Annotated in this window: 18 protein-coding genes; all 18 read right to left on the reverse strand. The window is 29.7% G+C overall.

Annotated elements, in window-relative coordinates:
- The gene (gene lepB, locus ACNC7R_RS15275) at positions 1-1,167 is read right to left on the reverse strand and encodes a signal peptidase I (RefSeq protein WP_417941931.1); all 1,167 of its coding nucleotides are present in this window, start codon (positions 1,165-1,167) and stop codon (positions 1-3) included.
- Positions 1,168-1,426: 259 nt separating this feature from the next.
- Positions 1,427-2,053: a hypothetical protein gene (locus ACNC7R_RS15280; RefSeq protein ID WP_417941932.1), complete on the reverse strand. Its 627-nt coding sequence runs from the start codon at positions 2,051-2,053 to the stop codon at positions 1,427-1,429.
- Complete coding sequence (locus ACNC7R_RS15285) at positions 2,053-3,264, reverse strand: 6-bladed beta-propeller (RefSeq protein ID WP_417941933.1); 1,212 nt, start codon at positions 3,262-3,264, stop codon at positions 2,053-2,055. Before ACNC7R_RS15285 ends, ACNC7R_RS15280 begins: the two co-directional genes overlap by 1 nt.
- A gap of 73 nt (positions 3,265-3,337) precedes the next feature.
- Positions 3,338-3,628 (reverse strand): hypothetical protein, encoded by a 291-nt coding sequence (locus ACNC7R_RS15290; RefSeq protein WP_417941934.1) that lies wholly within the window; start codon positions 3,626-3,628, stop codon positions 3,338-3,340.
- Positions 3,629-3,872: 244 nt separating this feature from the next.
- Positions 3,873-5,387, reverse strand: a complete 1,515-nt coding sequence (locus ACNC7R_RS15295) for a TolC family protein (protein WP_417941935.1) — start codon at positions 5,385-5,387, stop codon at positions 3,873-3,875.
- Positions 5,388-5,494: 107 nt separating this feature from the next.
- Positions 5,495-8,614, reverse strand: a complete 3,120-nt coding sequence (locus ACNC7R_RS15300; protein WP_417941936.1) for an efflux RND transporter permease subunit — start codon at positions 8,612-8,614, stop codon at positions 5,495-5,497.
- Positions 8,615-8,657: 43 nt separating this feature from the next.
- Positions 8,658-9,755 (reverse strand): efflux RND transporter periplasmic adaptor subunit, encoded by a 1,098-nt coding sequence (locus ACNC7R_RS15305; protein WP_417941937.1) that lies wholly within the window; start codon positions 9,753-9,755, stop codon positions 8,658-8,660.
- A gap of 101 nt (positions 9,756-9,856) precedes the next feature.
- A complete protein-coding gene (locus ACNC7R_RS15310) occupies positions 9,857-10,060 on the reverse strand; it encodes a hypothetical protein (RefSeq protein ID WP_417941938.1) in 204 nt (67 codons plus the stop codon).
- A 130-nt stretch (positions 10,061-10,190) separates the two neighbouring features.
- Positions 10,191-10,796, reverse strand: coding sequence for a hypothetical protein (locus ACNC7R_RS15315; protein ID WP_417941939.1), 606 nt, complete (start codon positions 10,794-10,796; stop codon positions 10,191-10,193).
- Position 10,797: 1 nt separating this feature from the next.
- Positions 10,798-11,868 (reverse strand): BF3164 family lipoprotein, encoded by a 1,071-nt coding sequence (locus tag ACNC7R_RS15320; RefSeq protein ID WP_417941940.1) that lies wholly within the window; start codon positions 11,866-11,868, stop codon positions 10,798-10,800.
- A gap of 106 nt (positions 11,869-11,974) precedes the next feature.
- Positions 11,975-12,223: a hypothetical protein gene (locus tag ACNC7R_RS15325; RefSeq protein ID WP_417941941.1), complete on the reverse strand. Its 249-nt coding sequence runs from the start codon at positions 12,221-12,223 to the stop codon at positions 11,975-11,977.
- A 351-nt stretch (positions 12,224-12,574) separates the two neighbouring features.
- A complete protein-coding gene (locus ACNC7R_RS15330) occupies positions 12,575-12,748 on the reverse strand; it encodes a GldL-related protein (protein WP_417941942.1) in 174 nt (57 codons plus the stop codon).
- A gap of 18 nt (positions 12,749-12,766) precedes the next feature.
- On the reverse strand, positions 12,767-13,363 hold the full coding sequence (locus tag ACNC7R_RS15335; RefSeq protein WP_417941943.1) for a biotin/lipoyl-binding protein: 597 nt from the start codon (positions 13,361-13,363) through the stop codon (positions 12,767-12,769).
- Positions 13,364-13,464: 101 nt separating this feature from the next.
- Complete coding sequence (locus tag ACNC7R_RS15340) at positions 13,465-14,085, reverse strand: hypothetical protein (RefSeq protein WP_417941944.1); 621 nt, start codon at positions 14,083-14,085, stop codon at positions 13,465-13,467.
- A complete protein-coding gene (locus ACNC7R_RS15345) occupies positions 14,086-15,303 on the reverse strand; it encodes a 6-bladed beta-propeller (protein WP_417941945.1) in 1,218 nt (405 codons plus the stop codon).
- A 62-nt stretch (positions 15,304-15,365) separates the two neighbouring features.
- Positions 15,366-15,710: a hypothetical protein gene (locus ACNC7R_RS15350; protein WP_417941946.1), complete on the reverse strand. Its 345-nt coding sequence runs from the start codon at positions 15,708-15,710 to the stop codon at positions 15,366-15,368.
- Between the two features lie 253 nt (positions 15,711-15,963).
- Complete coding sequence (locus ACNC7R_RS15355) at positions 15,964-17,874, reverse strand: O-antigen ligase family protein (protein ID WP_417941947.1); 1,911 nt, start codon at positions 17,872-17,874, stop codon at positions 15,964-15,966.
- 278 nt (positions 17,875-18,152) lie between these two features.
- Complete coding sequence (locus tag ACNC7R_RS15360; RefSeq protein WP_417941948.1) at positions 18,153-20,117, reverse strand: hypothetical protein; 1,965 nt, start codon at positions 20,115-20,117, stop codon at positions 18,153-18,155.
- Positions 20,118-20,206 lie beyond the last annotated feature (89 nt).

The following is a 20,206-nucleotide window of genomic DNA, read 5'->3' on the forward strand; positions in this document are numbered from 1 at the left end:
TTAAAGCATTTTGAATAATCTATTCCATTGAAATTCCTCATTTTTATTAGAGAATAATATACATTGTACTTTACCTATTATGTTGGATTCAGGAAGAAATCCCCAACGTCTGGAATCCGAAGTTTCTTTTCTATTGTCACCCATCATAAAATAATAATTCAGTTTAAATTTATATTTAGTAGATCTCTTCCCGTTAATAAAATAAGTCCCTTTCTTTTCAGTTAACTTACATTTCTCGAACATATTTATTACTTTTTCATATAGCATATAAGTATCTGGGTTCAATTGTATTTTCATTCCCTTTTTGGGAATAATTATAGGCCCCATATCGTCTAAAGTCCATTGACTTGTTGGAGTTTTTAATAATTTTTTCTTTGGGTCATAGGTATCTATGCTTTTCTTGATAGAATAGATACAATTTCTTTTTTGAAGAAAATCAAATTCTTGAATCGATAACATTGCACTTCCCATAGTTGGGGTTCTATAGTCATATTTTATATATCCTTCTATGTGTAAAGAATCAATAATTTTATATAGTAATTTTTTATTTTTGATACGGAAACTGTAATTATTCTTAACTGTTTCTGGTGAAATAAATAACTTAGAATTGGTATAGATTTCTCCTTTTTTTATACTTATGGTATCTCCAGGAAGTCCTACACATCGCTTGACCACAAAAAAAGTTAAAGAAGTGTTTAACGAAAACACAAACACATCTCCTTCTTTTATTGTTGTAATGCCGCTCCATCTGGAATAATCCCACCAAGTATCTTTTATTCTGGAACGTGCATCTTTATTCATGTAAAAAAACAAATTTACCCAGGGAATTTCAAAAGGAGAACGGGGTAATTTAGGACCAAAATTGAGTTTATTTACCACAATAACATCACCGGAATATAGCATATTTTCCATGGAAGAACTGGGTATCTTATATATATCAAAAACTATTAATTTTACACTAATAGTCACCGATAAAAGAAAAACAAATAGAAATATAACTTTAACTGTTTTTCTTAAAAAAGTAGTTTTTATCAACGAAATAAAATGTAATGCAAATTTGTAAATTAATATAAATAAAAGAAAGATAATAGTTAGCCAAATCAACCCTAGCACTAATGAAATCAGTGCTAGGATGATTAAGAAGACTTTTTTTTGTAATTTTTTCATTGAAATTGGTATTTACTCTGTTTCATTTTATAAAGGATAAATAACCTCATTTTTAAATTCGATAACGTTTTTGGCATTAATATTTAGGTATTGAGATCTTCTAAAATATCATTTTATCGTCTATATTCTTATTTTGATCTTTATAAATGGGCTTAAAATTATTTTAATTGCAGTCCCTTTTAAAAAATATTTTTTGTAGTTTAATGTTTTTTAGGTATAAACATGGTTATTCGTCAACTATCCTAACCAAACTACTTTTTTATTTTAAAAAATTTTTCTTAATACTTGTTAAGTATAAATTTGTTAACCCTGAAATAGTTTTTTCAGGAATGAAAAGAGATCTAGAAATCAGGGTGGAATCTATGATAAACATATATGGTTTTTTCTCATTTTCTATAGCTAAGGAAATTTCATTTTCCTTAATATTAAAAATTTCTATATCTCCCATTTGATGTAGTCTACGAAATAAAACTAAATCTCTTTCTGTATTATAAGACGTTAAGATAATTACCCTATTTTTGAGTTTATTATTAGTGAGGAATTTCCTTAAATCAAGCATAGTGCTATCTACACAGATTGAACAAGATAAAGGTGAAATCCGTACAGCTAATAATGATCCAAATTTCATCTGAGACAATAATCTTCTTCTATTTTCATGACCTATTAAAAATGAAGGCTGATCAACTGAAATCCCAGTTGAAGCCATTTGTTCCATCATATTATGCTTTAAAATGGATAAATTTCCATCTAAATTTTGAATATTTTTTTCTTGATTAGTTATTATTTTATCTTTTTGGGCACTATTCCATATCTCATTACTAATAAATACGAAAAGAAATAATACAATTGCCAAAAGTAGCTTGTGTTTTGAATCATACTTCTTCATTAGAAATTTTTTAAATGTTGAAAAGACAAAATCGGATTATCGCCCATCGAAGTGCGATCAATAATATCATTTATTTTATCATTCTTTACTCTTTCTCTTTTATTTAATACCATATCTGGATTAACAGCTGTTATTATCCAATCCTTATAAAAACCAACGGGGCTAAATGTTCCAAAATTATTTTTTAAATCATCATTTATTTTACCTCCAAATTGTAATTTCTTTGAATTTAAAGAATAGATACATTTAACTTTATGACCTTGATAACTTATATCAAAAAAAAGTTTATTATCAATTTCCATATAATCACCTACCAAATAGGCATAGGGAGAGTTTTTTCCTTTATATTTCTGTTCAAAGTCATAAAACTTAATATTTCTATCAAAATTTAAAGGCAACTTTTTATTTCCGAAATTAAGGACATATTTAGGTTTTATTGTAGTTTCTGAAACGGTATAAATCGTATCGTTTAGTGCGGGATGGTATAACACTTCATTTTCAGACATGAAAAAATCTTGCCTTGAATGGTATCTGAAATTTATAATATCTTCATCATATGGCAAAGCTTTAGACACTATTTGACCTCCAAAATTAATCATTGTGAGATAATATGTGTATATCTCTGGAATTGTACCATCATTTGTAGACTTTCTATTATTTAAAAGAATTTTTTCGCTATTAAATACGCAGATTTCACTAGTGTAAAAATCGAGTTTTTCTGCTTTATAAAAGCTGCCATCTCTATTAAAAAAAAGTATTTTACTCATTTTATCATCAAATAAGATGATTCTATTCTGTTTTTTATCTATTCCAAAACTGGTTGGGTTAAGATATTCTTCCGGGCCCTTACCAATTCTCCCATATTTTTTAATGAATTTTCCATTTAAACTGAATTCAAACAGACTGTTGGTATTACTAGTGTCTAAAATAAAGATACTGCCATCATATACAATTAACTGATCTATAGCTCCAAAAATGCTTTGTTCATTTGTTTGAAGTTTTACATGCCAAACAGAATCTAAAATAGAAGACGTATTTAACTCTTTGAATAATTCTTCTTCAGGAATATCTATTTGAATTAAACTTGAATTTTGACTAACTTTAATCGTCTTAAATTGATTTTTTCCTTTATATTTAACGTCTTTATTTTTGCTATTACATCCGTATAAAAAGATTAATACAATTAGGATAATATTTCGTAATATATACATAAATTAATTTTTATAAAAATTGAATTCATTCTTTAATAAGAATGAATTCAATCAGATTATTACTTATTATTTTTTAGAAACAAAGATGTGTACTCCAACATTTGCCCTTTCCACTTACACAATCAGTTCTTGTGCCATCCATTTCTGTAGTGTATGAAATTGGACCAACATTTATTGTAATTGTATACTTACAAGCGACTTCGTCCTCAACCTCTCCGTCAGGGTCAATTTCCGCATTCGCAACATTCATATTTATTAAACTAGCCAAACTAGTATCTGAACTACTTCCATTCAAATTATTAGCACTAAAAAACATCGTTGCAGCAATAACTCCAACTCCTAAAATTCCTATTATTTTTTTCATTTTATAAAATTTAAATTGTTTGTAATGGGTATTTAAACCCTTTTATACTTATTGTTTTTTGAAAAGTTATCTAGGAATGCTACTTTTGCAGAACATTACAATCGCCTATTAATAAGCAGTTGTACGAAATTACAGAAATGTTTTTATCTATAAAATCTTCCTCTGGGTGGTGGTCTATGTCATAGGCTGCTTTTTTTAAGTTAAATAGTGTGAGATTTATTTATTTTTAATATCCAGAGGATTTTTATTTATCCAGCATTTCATCAAAATTTTCACTAATAGTACTCTTATTCTGAAAATCATAAAGAGTCAATTGCTGTACCTCATAATAAAATTTCCAATAATTATACAAACTAGTTATGTAATTTTCAGAGGCTGTTTGCCAAGCCTTTCTGGCACTGGTGAGTCGTAATAAATCAATACTTCCTGATAAAAATCTTTTTTCAGTAATTTCATAAGAAGACCTAGAGATTTCACTGGTTCGTAAAGCTCCGGTTACCAATTGTTTTTGAAGGTTAAAATCAATAATTTTTAAGCTTAATTGCTGACTTAGTTTGTCGCTTTCTTGTTGGAGAGCAATTTCACTCACTTCATTATTCATTTTAGCCGTTTTGATATTTCCTTTACGTTCTCCCCAGTCTAAGAGGGGAATATTCATTTGGATACTAATCATTTGTTGGTCTAATAACCTGCCGTAAGCATCTCTAAATGTATTTGCATTTTGATTCAAACCATAACTCCCTCTCAATGACAAATCAAAACGATTGTCCTTAATTACTTTATCCAAATCCCTTTGAGCCTCAATTTTTTTTATTTTTAAATTAAAAATTTCAGGATTATTTGCCTCGGCCAGTGCTGTCGCTTCTTTAATATCTATTTGTAAATCGGAAACCAATTCGGGTAATTCTGGTAGCGAATACAAAGGACTATCATCTCTTAAAAATAATTTTAATTCTGATTCCGCTTTTTGTAATTCTCTCACATTTTGAGTCAAATTGGTCTCAGCATTATACCCATCCAATTCCAGATTCAGTACATCATCCTTTTCTATAGAACCCAGTTCATACCTTTTTTTTCCAATTTTAAAAAGTTTTTGGGTACTTAACAAATTCTCTTTAGCCAATTCTACTCTTTTACTCGCAGAAGCCCAATTAAAAAAATAATGAACAGCTTTAAGTTTGATATCCTGTAATTCATAGAGATATTCTTTTTTAGCACTTTCAAATTGGAGAGGAGAAATAACATGTGCCCATTTAAAGCGATTAAAAGCCATAATAGGTTGAATAATACCTATTCGGATAGGAGTGGCAGTGAAGTCTTTGGAATCAATCAATCCAAAATTAGCCAACCTGTTAAAACTGGAATTAGCATAAATGGTTGCCCCTGTAGCTTTAACATTTTGATTGATACTGATATTTCCGTACGAATTCAAATTTTGCTGTAGTCGATACACATCAATATTATTTTCGGAATCATATCTTTTTAATACCGATTTATTATAAGTTAAAGGTTCCAGTTCTAAACTCATTTTGGGCAATACACTTGCTTTAAACGATCTAAATTGCCAGTAACTTGCCCCGTATTGTTGTTTGGCTTTAAAAGCATCTAAGGATTTTTTAGTTGCAATTGAAATGATATCATCAAGAGTAACTACTTTTTTAGTAGTATCCTTTTTATTTGGCTCTTGAGCTTTACTTTCTATAGAACATATAACAAAAGTGATTAATAAGACTGTTTGTATTTTTTTTATTAAGATCATTATTTAATGAAATTCAGTGTTAATATTTTATTTAAGAAATTTTTCACCCTTTAAGGGCAGGGAAAAGAAAATTTCTTTTTTTTATGAACAAATAGCCCCTAATTGTATTAAGCTGTATTTAAAACATTTTTGTTCCTTTTCTTAGTCCTCCTCTCTATCCTTTTAGCAAAATAATAATAACATAATGGAGTGAAATAAAGACTGATTATCGTTCCTAATATCATCCCTCCTGTTAATACCATTGCTAATGGAGCTTGAAGTTCAGCACCCAAACCACCAGTAAAAAGAAGTGGCACTACAGCCAAAATAGTGGTTAAACTGGTCATTAAAATAGGTTTTAGCCTTCGTTGTCCTGCAAACAAAAGAGCTCTTAGTATAGAATATCCTTGACGTTGCAATTGAATGATGGTATCAATTTTCAAGATGGAATCATTAATTACTATACCACTCATCACCACAATACCTATCATAGACATTAAATTAAGACTCATGCCAAAAATCTTTAACAGTAAAAATGATCCAGCCAAATCCAATGGAATCTCGATTAATATAATCAACGGTAAGACAAGGGATTCAAATTGCGAAGCTAAAATAAAGTAAAGTAGAAGTAGTGAAATTAATAAAACTGCAATTAATTCTTTCATTAAATCCTGATTATTAAAAAAACTACCACTAAAGGAAACCGTGTACAATTTGTTATCCTTAATTGTTTTTTTTACATTATCAATTGTCTGATTTACATTATCATCATTAGTGTTCAACTCCATTGGATAATACTCTCCTTCAACACCGCCTGTAATGGTTTTCATGTCTTGCGTATTGACCACTTTAATAAAATCACTGGCATGGAATACAGCACTATCTCTTGACTGTACAGTTGTTTGGCTTAAGACTTCGGCTATTGTTTTATTATTTTCTCCAAGAATTACAGGAACAAAATTTTGATTATCTACTACCGATAAAATTTCACGCTCATTAAAAGCGCTTTTTAAAGCATCAAATAGGGTACTACTTGATACACCATAGGTCATTAACTTTTCCTGATTCGCCACAAGGTTAATATGTTCCTGCCATGCAATGGGCTGTAAATCTAAATCACTTACATTGCTTTTTATCTGACCCCAAACTTTTTTTAATTGTTCATTTTGTGCGCTTCCCAGGTTTTCTACATTGCGTAACCGGGCAACTAATGGAGCTTCTTTATCAGAAAAAATAATATTGAAAATATTGTCAACTTCATTATATGAAAAAAGAACTCCTTTATAATTCTTTTGTATAAAAAGATTAATTCTATATTGAATTTCATCCAATTTTTCTGAAGAATCACAACTAATATAAATAACACTTTCTGAACTCAAAGAAGTAGACTCTTTGTCTAAAATGAATTGTTGAGAACCTACTAATGCAGTATAGTTTACTATTTCCTTTTTTACAGGCTGTAATAATTCTAATACCCTTCGTTTATTTTCCTCAACATTAATTTGCGTGTTCCAGTCAATTTTCAATACTGTTTCAGTTTTAGTCAAATAAGGCATTTGTGTTTTGGGAAGAAATTGAAATAAAATCATACCCACGATAAGTAACAGCATACAAATCCCCCAGCATTCTTTCTGTTTTCTCATCACAAAACGAAATCCTTTTTCATACAGTTCATCATAATCCAGTGTATTTGTTTTTTCAAGAAAACGTTCAACTCGGTTCTTTTTACCGGATTCCTTTAAATGAAATAAATGATACAACAACGGCACCAAAGTAACAGAGACCAATAGAGAGATAAACAACCCTATCGTTATTGCCATCGCTTGGTCATAAAATAAAGCACCGGAAATACCACTCAAAAAAGACAGCGGTAAAAAAACAGAACAGGTAGTCAGAACCGAAGAAAATAAAGGTTTAATCACTTCTGTAGCACCTAAAATACAAGCTTTGGCTAAACTATGTTTTTGTTCCCTATATTGTATAATGTTTTCAATTACAATAATGGAATTATCAATCATCAGACCGATTCCTAGAATCAATCCTGATAAAGAAATGATATTAATCGAAATATTGAAAACATAAAAGAATTCCAAACTAATAATAAGAGAAACTGGAACCGATATTCCTATTAAAAAAGGAGATTTAACATCTTTCAGAAACAGAAACATAACAGCAAATGCTAATAAAATCCCCCATACCAAATCCTGTTTTATATTACTGATGGCGACATCCAACAATTTCGTTTGATCTCTGGTGATTGAAAAATCTATAGTAGGATAATCTTTTCTTAGCCTTTCAACAAGTGAATTCAAAGAGGTTTTTAAATTTTCCATCCGCGCATCACTTTGCTGAATAATAGCCATCGTAACGACCTCTTTATCATTAGACAAAACTAATCCGATACGTTTTTGTGGATGTTCAATTACTTGGGCAATATCTTTTAATTGAAAAAGACGATCACTTTTTTTAATATAAATATTCTCAATTTCCCGAATGCTATTTAGGCTGGAACCTAAACGAACATTGTATTGGTATTGATTATCTTTAATCAGTAAGCTCCCCACTTCAATATCGTAGGTTTTGATAGCTGATTCCAATTCGTTCAAACTAATACCCAGTGCATTTAATTTTTCTGTATCAGGAATAATTCGGATTTCTGAAAAAACCAATCCACTTACATCTACCATCGCTACTTCCTCTACTTGCTCTATACGTTTACGAATAACCTGATTTGCAAAACGACTAAAATCAACAAATTGTTGAGAAACGGGATAGAGTTCATTATTTGAAACACTCGGTATTGTTTTACCTTGATCTTTTAAGGTCAGGCTTAAATAAAACACAGGAACATCTGTAATATTGGCTTTTATTACTTTGGGGCGTTTGATTGTTTTGGGAAGATTACCCATCGCCCTGTCAATTTTTTCATTTACTTCAATAAAGGAGTAATCAATTTTAGTTCCTTGTTCAAATTGTAACCGAATGATTCCATTACCATTGCTGGATTCTGTTTTTAAATCTTTCAGGTGGCTTACTTGCATTAAGTTAGCTCGTAAATTCTTTACAATGACGTCTTCTACCTGCCTTGCCGACATATTATCAGCTTCAACCTGCACCGTAATTTCGGGAATATCAATATTAGGCATCAAAGCTACTGGGATAAAACCAAACGCATATATCCCCAAAATAAGCATACAAAGCGTAGTCATTAAAACAGCAATGGGTTTATTAATTAAAAATTTTACCATAATTAGATTCTTAATAAAAAAATATTGGGAGGTAAGGAAATTTTTAGTTTTTCTTATTTGGATTAACAACTACTTCACTGTCGTGTGCTAAATTCAAATTGCCGGAAACAATGACTATATCTCCTGGATTTAAGGTAGCACTGCTTTTATCGGGATGGGCAATAACTGCATAAGAACCGCTATTCTCCAGAGTGGTTTTTATGTATGTCCAATAGGCTTTTCCATCAACTACTTTAAATAATACCTCTTGATTATCTCGTAAAACTACCGCCGATTTAGGTACCACTAACTGGTTTTTTATCTCTTTCTGGATTCTCACTTTGACGTTCATGCCTTCGCTCAATTTTCCATCATTTTTTACCACCGCTTTTACCAGAATAGTCCCGTTTTTTTCGATTAAGGGATTGATGGAGGAAATCTTACCTTTATAAGTTTTACCCAATGCAAAAGGAACTATTTGCACACTACTGTTTAGAGCGACATCTTTCATTTCTGATTCTATCAGATAAAATTCTACTTCAAAAACCGAATCGTCAATTAAGGTCATAAAACTTTTCCCTGCACTAATATTCTCATACACTCTACTCTCAATATTGGCAACTTTACCACTAAAAGGAGCAATCAACTTAGTGGACTGTAATTCAAACTGAGCCGTTTTTAATTCTAACAATGCGGCATCATAACCTGTTCTGCTGGCTACCATATCATAAATAGCTTTAGGAATGCTGTCTCTCTTGGTAGTAAAAATTCCTCTACCTACCAACATATCCTCAAACTGGAATTTGGCTTTTTTCAGTTCGATTTCAGCTCTAGCTAACCTTTGTTGGTATTTAAATGAATTTAAACTAGCAAGTATTTGCCCTTTATGAACAAAATCTCCATTTTTCACATACAAATGTTGCAGTTTGTCACTTACCTCAAATTGCACGTTATTTTTTTGGGCAGCAATGATTTTACCGTTGCTGACCAACTCTTTTTGGAACGATTCGTTTTTTAAGACTATGGTTTCTACTTCGTTTTTTTCAGTTACATAGGCTTTTTTATCTATAGTCGTTTCATCAGGTGACTTTGATTTGGAGCAGCTTTGGATGGCAAAAACTGATATTAAAAATAGTGCAATAGCGAGAGTTTTTTTATTCATTGGGATTTTGATTTTTTTGAATTGCATTTTACACTAAAACTCACAAATTTTAGATTAACGAATTCAAATGATAAAGTCAATAACGTGTTCTTTGTAGTTATCTATTTAAGCTTGTTTTGTATCATTTTCAAGTATTCAGTTGTTAATTTTGGTATACCTTTATCGGGAACAAAAACATGTGCTTTATTCAGAGTTGTGAAATCGCTTAAGCTTACATCTTTAGCAGATCCATTCAATGCATTAGCACTAAAAAACATACCTGCAGCAAGCACTGCAATACCTAAAATTCCTATTATTTTTTTCAAAATATAAAATATTAATTGTTATTATTTTTAACTTTTCTTTTCGCAAAAGTTTCTATTGGGAATGCTACTTTTTAAAATCATATTTATCTCTACAGTTCGGATTCTAATTCATTCATTTTTATACTTAAAATCATTGAATTTTTACTTCCCCTTGATCTTTTTGTATTTTGCTTAAATACAATTGTTTAATTATTTCTGAATGAAGTGGATTTCCGATTAATAAAATGGAATTATTCCTATCAGTTAATACTGTTTCGAAATCGCTTGAAGCATTCATGAATGGATTTTTATTTATATAATGCTCTTTTATATCTAAAAAAAATGGGTAATCGAATGTTTTTATTTTTTTTGTTTCACATAAATATTTAAGTAATTCAAAATTATCTCGTGTTTTGCATACTAAAATAATAGGTGTTTTGTATTTTTTAAGTTTTAACGCAAAAGAGTTCCATTCCTTGATTTCATCTAAACAAGTCGAGCATGAGGTGTTAACGTAAGAATATAACTTTAAACTTGAATTTGCTATTTTAGCACTATCAGTTGAATTCTGACTAAATGGTGTGTACAATTGCAAATCTTTAGGAATGACTAATTTTCTTCCAAGGTTAACTTTTACAATGTTTTCTAATAATTCCACTTTTTCATTCTTGATTTGTTCCCTTTTACAACTGATAAACAATGAAATTATATAAAAATACATTAGGATTTTTCTAAAACCAATTAATCTATTTTTCATATTAAAATTGAATTTGTGCTTGAACAATTTGTCCTGAATAGGGATCATATGCATACAGTGCCGAATCATCCTTGGCAACTGACAAACTTGTAACATACTTGTTTAGCTTTATTTTTCGTACAGGATTTCCCTCCCAATCATAAACATAAACGGTATTGCAAAAATCACGAAACTCACTTTCATGACTATTCCCTGAATATAAAAGATAAATAAATTTCTCAGTTGTGTCACCGTTAAAAAAAGCAAACCGTGTATTTTTATTTCTATAAGCCACATTTGCACTTAAATCCAAATCGGCTTCAAATGCTTCTGGCCCTTTTATTATAGCAATACTTTTATGACTTTCAGTATTAAATATTTCTATCTCGTCTTTGTATCTGTATGAAATTACAGCTTTTTTGCCCGATGGTTTAGTTAAAATAAAACACTCATTGGCAGATTTGAAGGACTCGAAAGAAATGGCTTCTGAAATATTATCAAACTCACCATATTCAGCAATAATTTTTTCTGATTTTAAATCAATTTCCTGTATTTTATATTTTGATTGACGATTTCCAACAGCTAATATTGTATTCAAGTCCTTAAAAGCAATTTGATATGAAAACACATTTTTAGAATATTGTTTTATATTAATATTTTTTTCTTGTTTAAGGGCTTTTTCTTTATCAATTGTTGTTATTCTTCCCAATGTGATATCATACGACCACAGTATATTACCAATTATTCCTGAAGAAAAAACTGTAAGTGCTTCTTCCGGTCCCCTTCCGCCTTTAAGGTATCCTTTAGAAAGTGTTTTGTTGGGTAATGAATAATTATAAAAGAATGCGTCATTTATACCGCCTTTACCTAAAGATATGATTAGAGTAGTGTCTATTGAATGTATTATATTGGGAACTCCATTTGTGAATTCAAAAAGATTTGTAAATGAAGGACTTCCTTCTTGTTGAAATTTTTCGAATGTTTTTAGATTAATATTTTCTGCTTTATTTATAGTTTGACAACTAGTCAGACACAAAATAATAATTGATAAAAATGCATATATATTTGTTCTATTGTTGTTTATAATTTTCATGTATTTTTTTGATTTATCATTCTAAAACCCTCTTCGTATTAAACATGGATAAAAATTCTTTACTTTATAGTGAAGTAAAGCAAAGAATTTTTAAAGTCTATGATATTCATTTACAAGTGTCAGGTCCTACAGTGGGATAACAATATGTAACCTTACTCCAACCATAATAGCATATGTCGGTTGCAATATCAGTACAAGCACACTTTTCCTTATCATCATCTTCAGCATTTGCAGTATTAAGTGCAATCAAATTTGCTAAATTAGTATCTTGTGTTAAACTGTTCACTGAATTATTATTTACAAACATTGTTACTGCGATAACAACAACACTCAAAATTCCAATTGTTTTTTTCATTTTATAAAATTTAAATTGTTAGTAAGGGTAATAATCCCTATTTATTTTTACAAAGTGAAAAAGGAATGTCACTTTCGTTGAACATTACAATGCCATTATCTCAATGATCTTGTACGAAATTATAAAGTTATTTTTCTTTTATAAAATCTTCCTCTGAGGTGTGATCTATTTCATAGGCTATTTTTTTAAAGGTTAAACAATTTGGTAGTTTTTTAATTTTTAAACTCTGGAGGATTTTTATATTTCATTAATATTTTTTTCATTGTTGAGGAGTTTATATTTAGTTTTAGAAAAAGACAGCAGAAAATAAGATTTTTATAATCTCATATCTGCTGTCTTTTGTGGTTGCTATTATTTAGCGGATTTATTCTTTTTATTTATGAAATAAACAACTACTGAAGAAATTTCTAAAACCACACCTACTGCAAGGATAATTTTGGAATATTCTTGCTTTTGAATTTTTAAAAATGCTCCGATAATAATTATCAAAGCACCTATTACAAATATTTTAATGGAGTTTTTCATTTTTTATTGTATTTAGAGCTAGCATGCACACATAGCTGCAATTAATATTGGAATTGTTGGATTTGACCAATATGCAAGAAAACCGACAGCAGCAATCAACTTAGTGGACTGTAATTCAAACTGAACCGTTTTTAATTCTAACAATGCAGTATCATAACCTGTTCTGCTGGCTACCATATCATAAATAGCTTTAGGAATGCTGTCTCTCTTGGTAGTAAAAATTCCTCTACCTACCAACATATCCTCAAACTGGAATTTGGCTTTTTTCAGTTCGATTTCAGCTCTAGCTAACCTTTGTTGGTATTTAAATGAATTTAAACTAGCAAGTATTTGCCCTTTATGAACAAAATCTCCATTTTTCACATACAAATGTTGCAGTTTGTCACTTACCTCAAATTGCACGTTATTTTTTTGGGCAGCAATGATTTTACCGTTGCTGACCAACTCTTTTTGGAACGATTCGTTTTTTAAGACTATGGTTTCTACTTCGTTTTTTTCAGTTACATAGGCTTTTTTATCTATAGTCGTTTCATCAGGTGACTTTGATTTGGAGCAGCTTTGGATGGCAAAAACTGATATTAAAAATAGTGCAATAGCGAGAGTTTTTTTATTCATTGGGATTTTGATTTTTTTGAATTGCATTTTACAATAAAACTCACAAATTTTAGATTAACGAATTCAAATGATAAAGTCAATAACGTGTTCTTTGTCGTTATCTATTTAAGCTTGTTTTGTATCATTTTCAAGTATTCAGTTGTTAATTTTGGCATACCTTTATCGGGAACAAAAACATTTGATATTTGCATATTGTTATTTAAAATAAAACAATATGGATAACCAATTCCATCAGCAGGTATGTCAAAGTCTGATGCGTTATAGACATTCATATTTTCAATGCTATATTCAGGAATTGTCCTGTAAAAAATTCTATTATTACTGAAATTACCTAAAAAACATATGTTTTTTACCTTGTGTAAATTAGCCCAATTTACAAAAATTTTTATTGAGGCTATAACACAACTTTCACAGTGCATTTGTGAAAAACGATAAACCAAGATTGTTTTTTGACTGTTCTTAAAAATATTTATTAATGGAATAATGTTATTAATGGAGTCTTTCATCAGAACATTATTTAATGACAAATTGCTGTTTAATAAGTTGGTTTTAAAATTTACTTTGTATGCATTCAACTCATCGTCTTTTACGGATTCAACATTAGAGTTACTTCTTGAGTTTATACTAATCTGTTGTTTAAGTTTGTTGAATCGAAATAATGTAAATACAGTAATTCCAAAAAGGGTTATAATAATAAGTGTTATAAATTTGTTTTCTTTCATTTAGAAATTTTTTAATTTATAGAATACTAATACAGGGTTATCATTTTCTGTTAATCCCTTAATTTTTAATTTGTCTGCATTTGAAATTATTTTGCTTTTTGTTGCGAACGAATCATTAGGACTAGGTAAATACCAAGAGATAAAATATTCACCGGATACAAATTTAGGAAAAGCTATAGGTGGAATTTCTTGTGAGTCATGATATGGATCGGTTCCACCTATTAAATGACCTGTTTTTTTATCTCTGAATATAATAGTAAATTTTTTGATATACCAATTTTCTAAAAAGAAAACATTTGTGTATTCTGTAGCAAGGTAATTACCCGTATAAAAATAATAATTATTTTTTTTTACTAAATTTTTAAACTTGTCAAAAGATAATTTGCTGTAATTCTCGGGAATTCTTTTATCACTATAATCTAGAACATATTCTGCTTTTAACTTGCCTTCAACGCCTTCATACCTAAAAATAGTATCAGTAAAACTTTGTGTTACATTTATATAGTTTTGATTTTTAAACAAATAACTATAAACTCCATAATTATTAGAAATTGGTGTTCGAAACAAACCAACAGATTGAAATTTAAATTTTTTGTCTGTAACTAATAATGTAAAATCTTTCAAATCTCCCATATGCTCATTTCCCTGACTGTCAAGTGTTTTAAAAATGTAGCCATTTGGAAGAACAGAAAAGTTATAATTTACAAATGGTAATCTTTCTTGTCTAATAAATTCACCAGTAGGGGTAAAAAATACCAAAAAAGAATGCTGAAACGCTATTAATTCATCATTATCTTTATCAAAATCAATATCATACAGTCGCATAAGTTCTCCTGGTCCCTTCCCGCTGGCGATTCTTTTAATAAATTTTCCGTTACTATTAAAAATAACGATTCCTCCTCCTTTAAAATCATCGCGAATGTAAATATTAGAATCAGTTACAACTACTTCTTCAATATTATCAAGCAAACTTTCGCCTTTAGTTTCAAGTGGTATTAATTTGATTTCTTTAATCAAGGAGCCAAAATCAAAGGCTTGTTCTTTCAAGAAGGGATTTAAATCAATCTTTACTACTGAATCTTTTTCAGTAGTTAAAATTTTAGCCGATTTTAGATGCAGAGAAGCTATTTGTTTTTCAGTAAATCGTGAATTTTTATTCTCTTTGTTTTTACAACAAACAAAAAATAAGATTAAAAATAGAAAAGTATATTTTTGCATTTTTTTACAATTAGAGTTTTTTAAAATGAGATACTCATAAAACAATGAGTATCTCAAAAAAATTAGCAATCTGTTTCTGTGCAATTATCATTGCCACTTCCACAGGTTATATGAGTCTGTCCAGAAGTGTAATTATTAGTAGTAGTAGTTGATCCACTAACAGTACCTGTCACTCCTTTATAGCCTCCTGAAATAGAACCTCCTGTAGTAGAAGTGGTAGACTCTGGACAAGCTACAGATATTTCTCTTTCATCTTTAGTAAGTCCTTGGCTAAACCAAAGAGATGGATCATTATATTCGGTCTGAGCATTTGCATTTGTTACCATAATTTTTAGGTTAACGTCATTATCTTTTTCTCCAGAGCTAGCAACATTTAGATTAAATGTACCGAAAATTGCTAAAGCCATTAAACAGGCTATTCCTAGTTTTTTATTATTCATCATATAAAAATTAATATGTTATTAATTTGGTAATTAAACCTTTTGTATTTACTATTTTTGCAAAGTGGTATAGGAATGGTACTTTTGCTTCACATTACAATAGCTTAACTTTAAGCATTTGTAAGAAAATATAGAAATTATTTCCAATATAAATTCTTCCTCTGGGGTGTGATCTATTTCATAGGCTATTTTTTTAAAGGTTAAACGATTTGGTAGTTTTTTAATTTTTAAACTCTGGAGGATTTTTATATTTTATTAAGATTTTTTTCATTTCTATTTGTATTTCTTTAATGGCAGTAGAAGGAATTTTTATTTTTTTATTTAATATTTTATAAGACATTGTAACTGCTTTTTCCTCTTGCCCAGATAGATCATATAATTTAGCCAGTAAATAATTAGCATAAAACTTACTTGGGGTCATATTTATAGCTCTTTTATAGGTTACCTCTGCTTTGTCGAATTGTTTTGTGGCTACGTAACTATCACCCAGGGAATTAGTTATAATGGTGTTATTTTGATATTTCTTACTTTGTTTTAATACTTCAATAGCTTTGGAATATTCTTTAGCAATTGAGAGCGTTTTACCGTAATTCATCAGGAAATCTCCATCACTCTTTAAAATAGGATATGCTAATTCATAATCGATAATTGCACTCTCATAATTCCCGTATTGATGACTTATTAGAGCAATATTCCATGCTATAAATCCTTGACTTAGATTATTCGTATAAGAAATGGTTTGATATGTAGTAACAAAAGTAACTAGTAAAACAGCGGTTTTATACAACCACAGACTTCTGTTACTATATCCAATATTTAATTGAAATTCATTTGCAACACTATTGGTTAGTAAGGCTAATAGAAACACTAATACCAATTTTATTGGTAGAATTTGCATTGGATAGGAAAAACAGGCAAAAATTCCGATAGTAAGTAGTCCTGTTTTTCCTATAAAAAACATTGTATAATATTCCTCATTTATTTTTGCTCTGAACAAAGTGTAGATTAGGATAAGTAGTAATACTAATCCAATCAAACCGTTTTCAGATACGAACTGTAATCCCTCATTAAAAGCATAATAAACGTTATCAGCTACCAATGCTTCTAAAGTTTCACCGTTTTCAGCAAAATAATCAGCTTGATAATTCATATAATATGCTTTAAATCGGTCAAAACCCACACCAAAAACAGGATTATCTGTTATTATATATGTGGTCAGTTTCCAAATAAAAACTCTTCCATCCGAAGAAGCTTTTTTGTAATGATATAAACTAAAGAGAGTAATACTTAAAATAATGATAGAGATAGTAATTACAGCTTTTATTTGAAAGCTGGCGAATGCTCTTTTTAAAATATTTTTTAGAAAATGATATTTTAATTCGATTAGAACTGCGCTACTCACAATAGTGGCGATCCAAGAGGCTCGAGATTGTAAAGCAGGAAGGACAATGGCAATACTAATGATTCCTAACAAGGGTATGTACTCAAAAATGTTTTTAATAGCTTCATTTAATAACAAGAAGTTTCTTTTTTTTTGTACTTGTATAGAAGCTGTTATCTCATCTTTAAATAAATACATTCCCAAAGCAACTGACCAAACACTAGCTAAAAAACCAGCATAGGGTCCAGGATTAAAAAAACTGCCTGTCATTTTAAATCCCGAATGGTTGGAAGCGTAATATCCAAATAATTGAAGATTACCGTAAATAGTCTGTATGATGCCGGAAATCACAACCGATAATAGTATCCAAGGATAATTTTTAAGCGAAATGGATCTTAAAACAACATAAAAGAAACTTAATCCTAATAATTCTATATAGCGAATTGAAAATCCGTAATAGGATTGAATAAAATAGCGATTCAACGTAATATAAAGAACCAATACAAAAAGAACAATATCAATTTTAGAAAAGGAGAATGTTATTTCTTTTGAAAAAACAATAGTTAAAGTATAAAGACCACAAAGAATAATACTACCATATAGAAAATAAATCGTCTTGCTTGTAATAGTAGGCAATACGTATTCTGGAAAATGCAACTGAGGTATAAACAAAAGAAGTATAACAACAAAAACAACAAGAAGTAATCTTGAAATACGAAGAAGCATCGATGTCATTTTTAAATTAATCACTTTATAGTCTTTTTTAAAGTTATTTGTTTACCATTTTTAATTGTCCTTAGCTTTTGCAGTCGAGTGTCAAATGTTTGAAGAATACGTAAAAAGAAAAGCTGTTTGAGCGTAGAGAGTTCTTTTCTTTTAGTATTCGAAAACTAATTTGACCGACGAGGAAGCGTAAGACTTGATTTTTTTGTTTTTTTTTGATCAAGCAAAAAAGAAAAACTATAACCTTTGTTTTTCTCCTTGTAAAGAGAAATAGCATTGATAGTAATTCTTAATTACTTCTTATGCTACCACCAAATTTGAGTGTCATTCTCATAGGTAAAAATGCGCTCTTCCTTGCCTGAAGTTAAACATCGCAACCAGTATATAGTCCCAGATGGAATATTAGAATAATTCAAATAATCAGTGTTAGCTATTTTTTTTCCAGCCGAAATCCAACTATTATCCCAATAAAACAATTCATATTCATAATTGGGAATAATATAATTGGAGTCATTCATGGGAGTAAACCGAATTCGTGATACAGGTACAGAAGCTCCAAAATCTAAAACAACCGGTTTGCCCACTAGATAGGTATTGAAATCGCCATCAAAAGCATTTCCATTTTGCCCCTCAATAATTCCTTTTTTATAATTTACATCTTCGAGCTTTTTTAGAATACCTTGTTTGTTTTGAAAACATTCAATTTCGGCAAGTCGCAATCTTCCTCCTTCTGGAGCAAGCATACGGATATAACGAAAAGCAATTGGTTTTTTGAAATCAAGTTCCTTGGTATTGAATGTTAGTCCGTTTACCAAATGCAAAAGCACGGCATCTTTAAAATCTTTATTATTCGATCCCTCAATGTAACAGTCTTTCAAATCAACGCTATGATCGGCGGTATAAGAAAATAAAGGAAACTTCCGAATCAGTTTCATTGAGATGCGTTTGTCCTTGTTGCAAGTCAATACATTTTTGTTGCCTGAATTATCTAGAACAAAAGGATTCTCATAAGCTGCTAATGTTCCGTTATATGTCATTGGTAAATACAAAATATTTTTTCCAACCTCTTTGAATGTTGCACTTCCATACCAGTTAAAAGTTGTAAAGGCAACAGGAGTCCAATTATTGGTATCAAAAGTGGCTAGATATGCCATTTTTTTATTTTCGAAAATATTTTTGGACGTTGCAACACTAGCCGTCTGTAAATACTGTGCTGTAACATCGACCATATTGGGTTTGATTAAATCTAAAAAAAGTTCTTCATTTGGGATTTCAGACAGCAAACCAATCATATCAGGCTGGTTAGACCATGTTTGCCTGTATATTTTAGGTATGGTTTTTTCATATTCCACATACAATCCTTTTGGCAATTCTTTTGCGGCAAAAACTTTTGTTTTCTTAGGACTCATTGCAGCATTTAAATTATCAACAAGATTTTTAGTGTTGTTTGTATTATCCAATAATTGTGGAACTTGTTTGTTTCTGTTAGCCAAGCCAACATAAGCATGTCTTGAAAAGGGTCTGTTTCCCCAATTAGGAATATAATCATAGGTAGCAGGTACACCAGCAGCTCGTAAATGATAAATAGCGTATCTGCATCTCGAAACGCAATCGCCCTCTTTAGTAATATCCATCCATGAATAATTCTCCTCAGATGCGAAATATTTACGCATACTTACTTTGGAACTTAGTGAATTATACGTTTTAGATATATGATATTTGTATAATGAGTCTAAATTCTTTAAAACAGGATGTGATCCGATCAGTTTTTTATGAACACTATAAAGTGTATCTCGCCAATTATCATAAATTTCATTTGTTAATTTATATGGTAATAAATATTCTTGATAATCTTTAAAGCTAACTGTGTGTTTCCAATTAGACTCAAGTAAAGCTTTGTAAGCAAGTTGATTATTATGTAATACTTTACTCTTAGGAATATATTTTTTATCTAAAATCAAATAAGGTTTGGCATTTTCAGCTATACTTAATGATTTAACAAGCAAATTTGCAATAGAATCTAAGTTTTCTTTAGTTAATGCACTATCCTTCTTTTTTATACGATCCAAAACACGTAAGAATTTAAACAATGAGTCAGGGTTACCCGAAAGAATTGTCCCTTTTTGTAAATAAGAAGAATCTTTGGGGTATTCTGTTATGTCTATATTTTCATGATGCCAATAGTCAGGTTGTTTTTTTAATTTATCATTTTTACAGCTTATCATTAAGATACTTGATAAAAAAATGCTCCTTAAATATTGTTTAGTCATAGATTCTAAATTTTATTGCTCTTATAGATTCATTATTAAATTCTATTCAAAAGCGTTTGTTTACAGGTATAAAAAAATCCCGAATAAAC

The organism is Flavobacterium adiutor (assembly GCF_048282555.1).
Lineage (GTDB): Bacteria > Bacteroidota > Bacteroidia > Flavobacteriales > Flavobacteriaceae > Flavobacterium.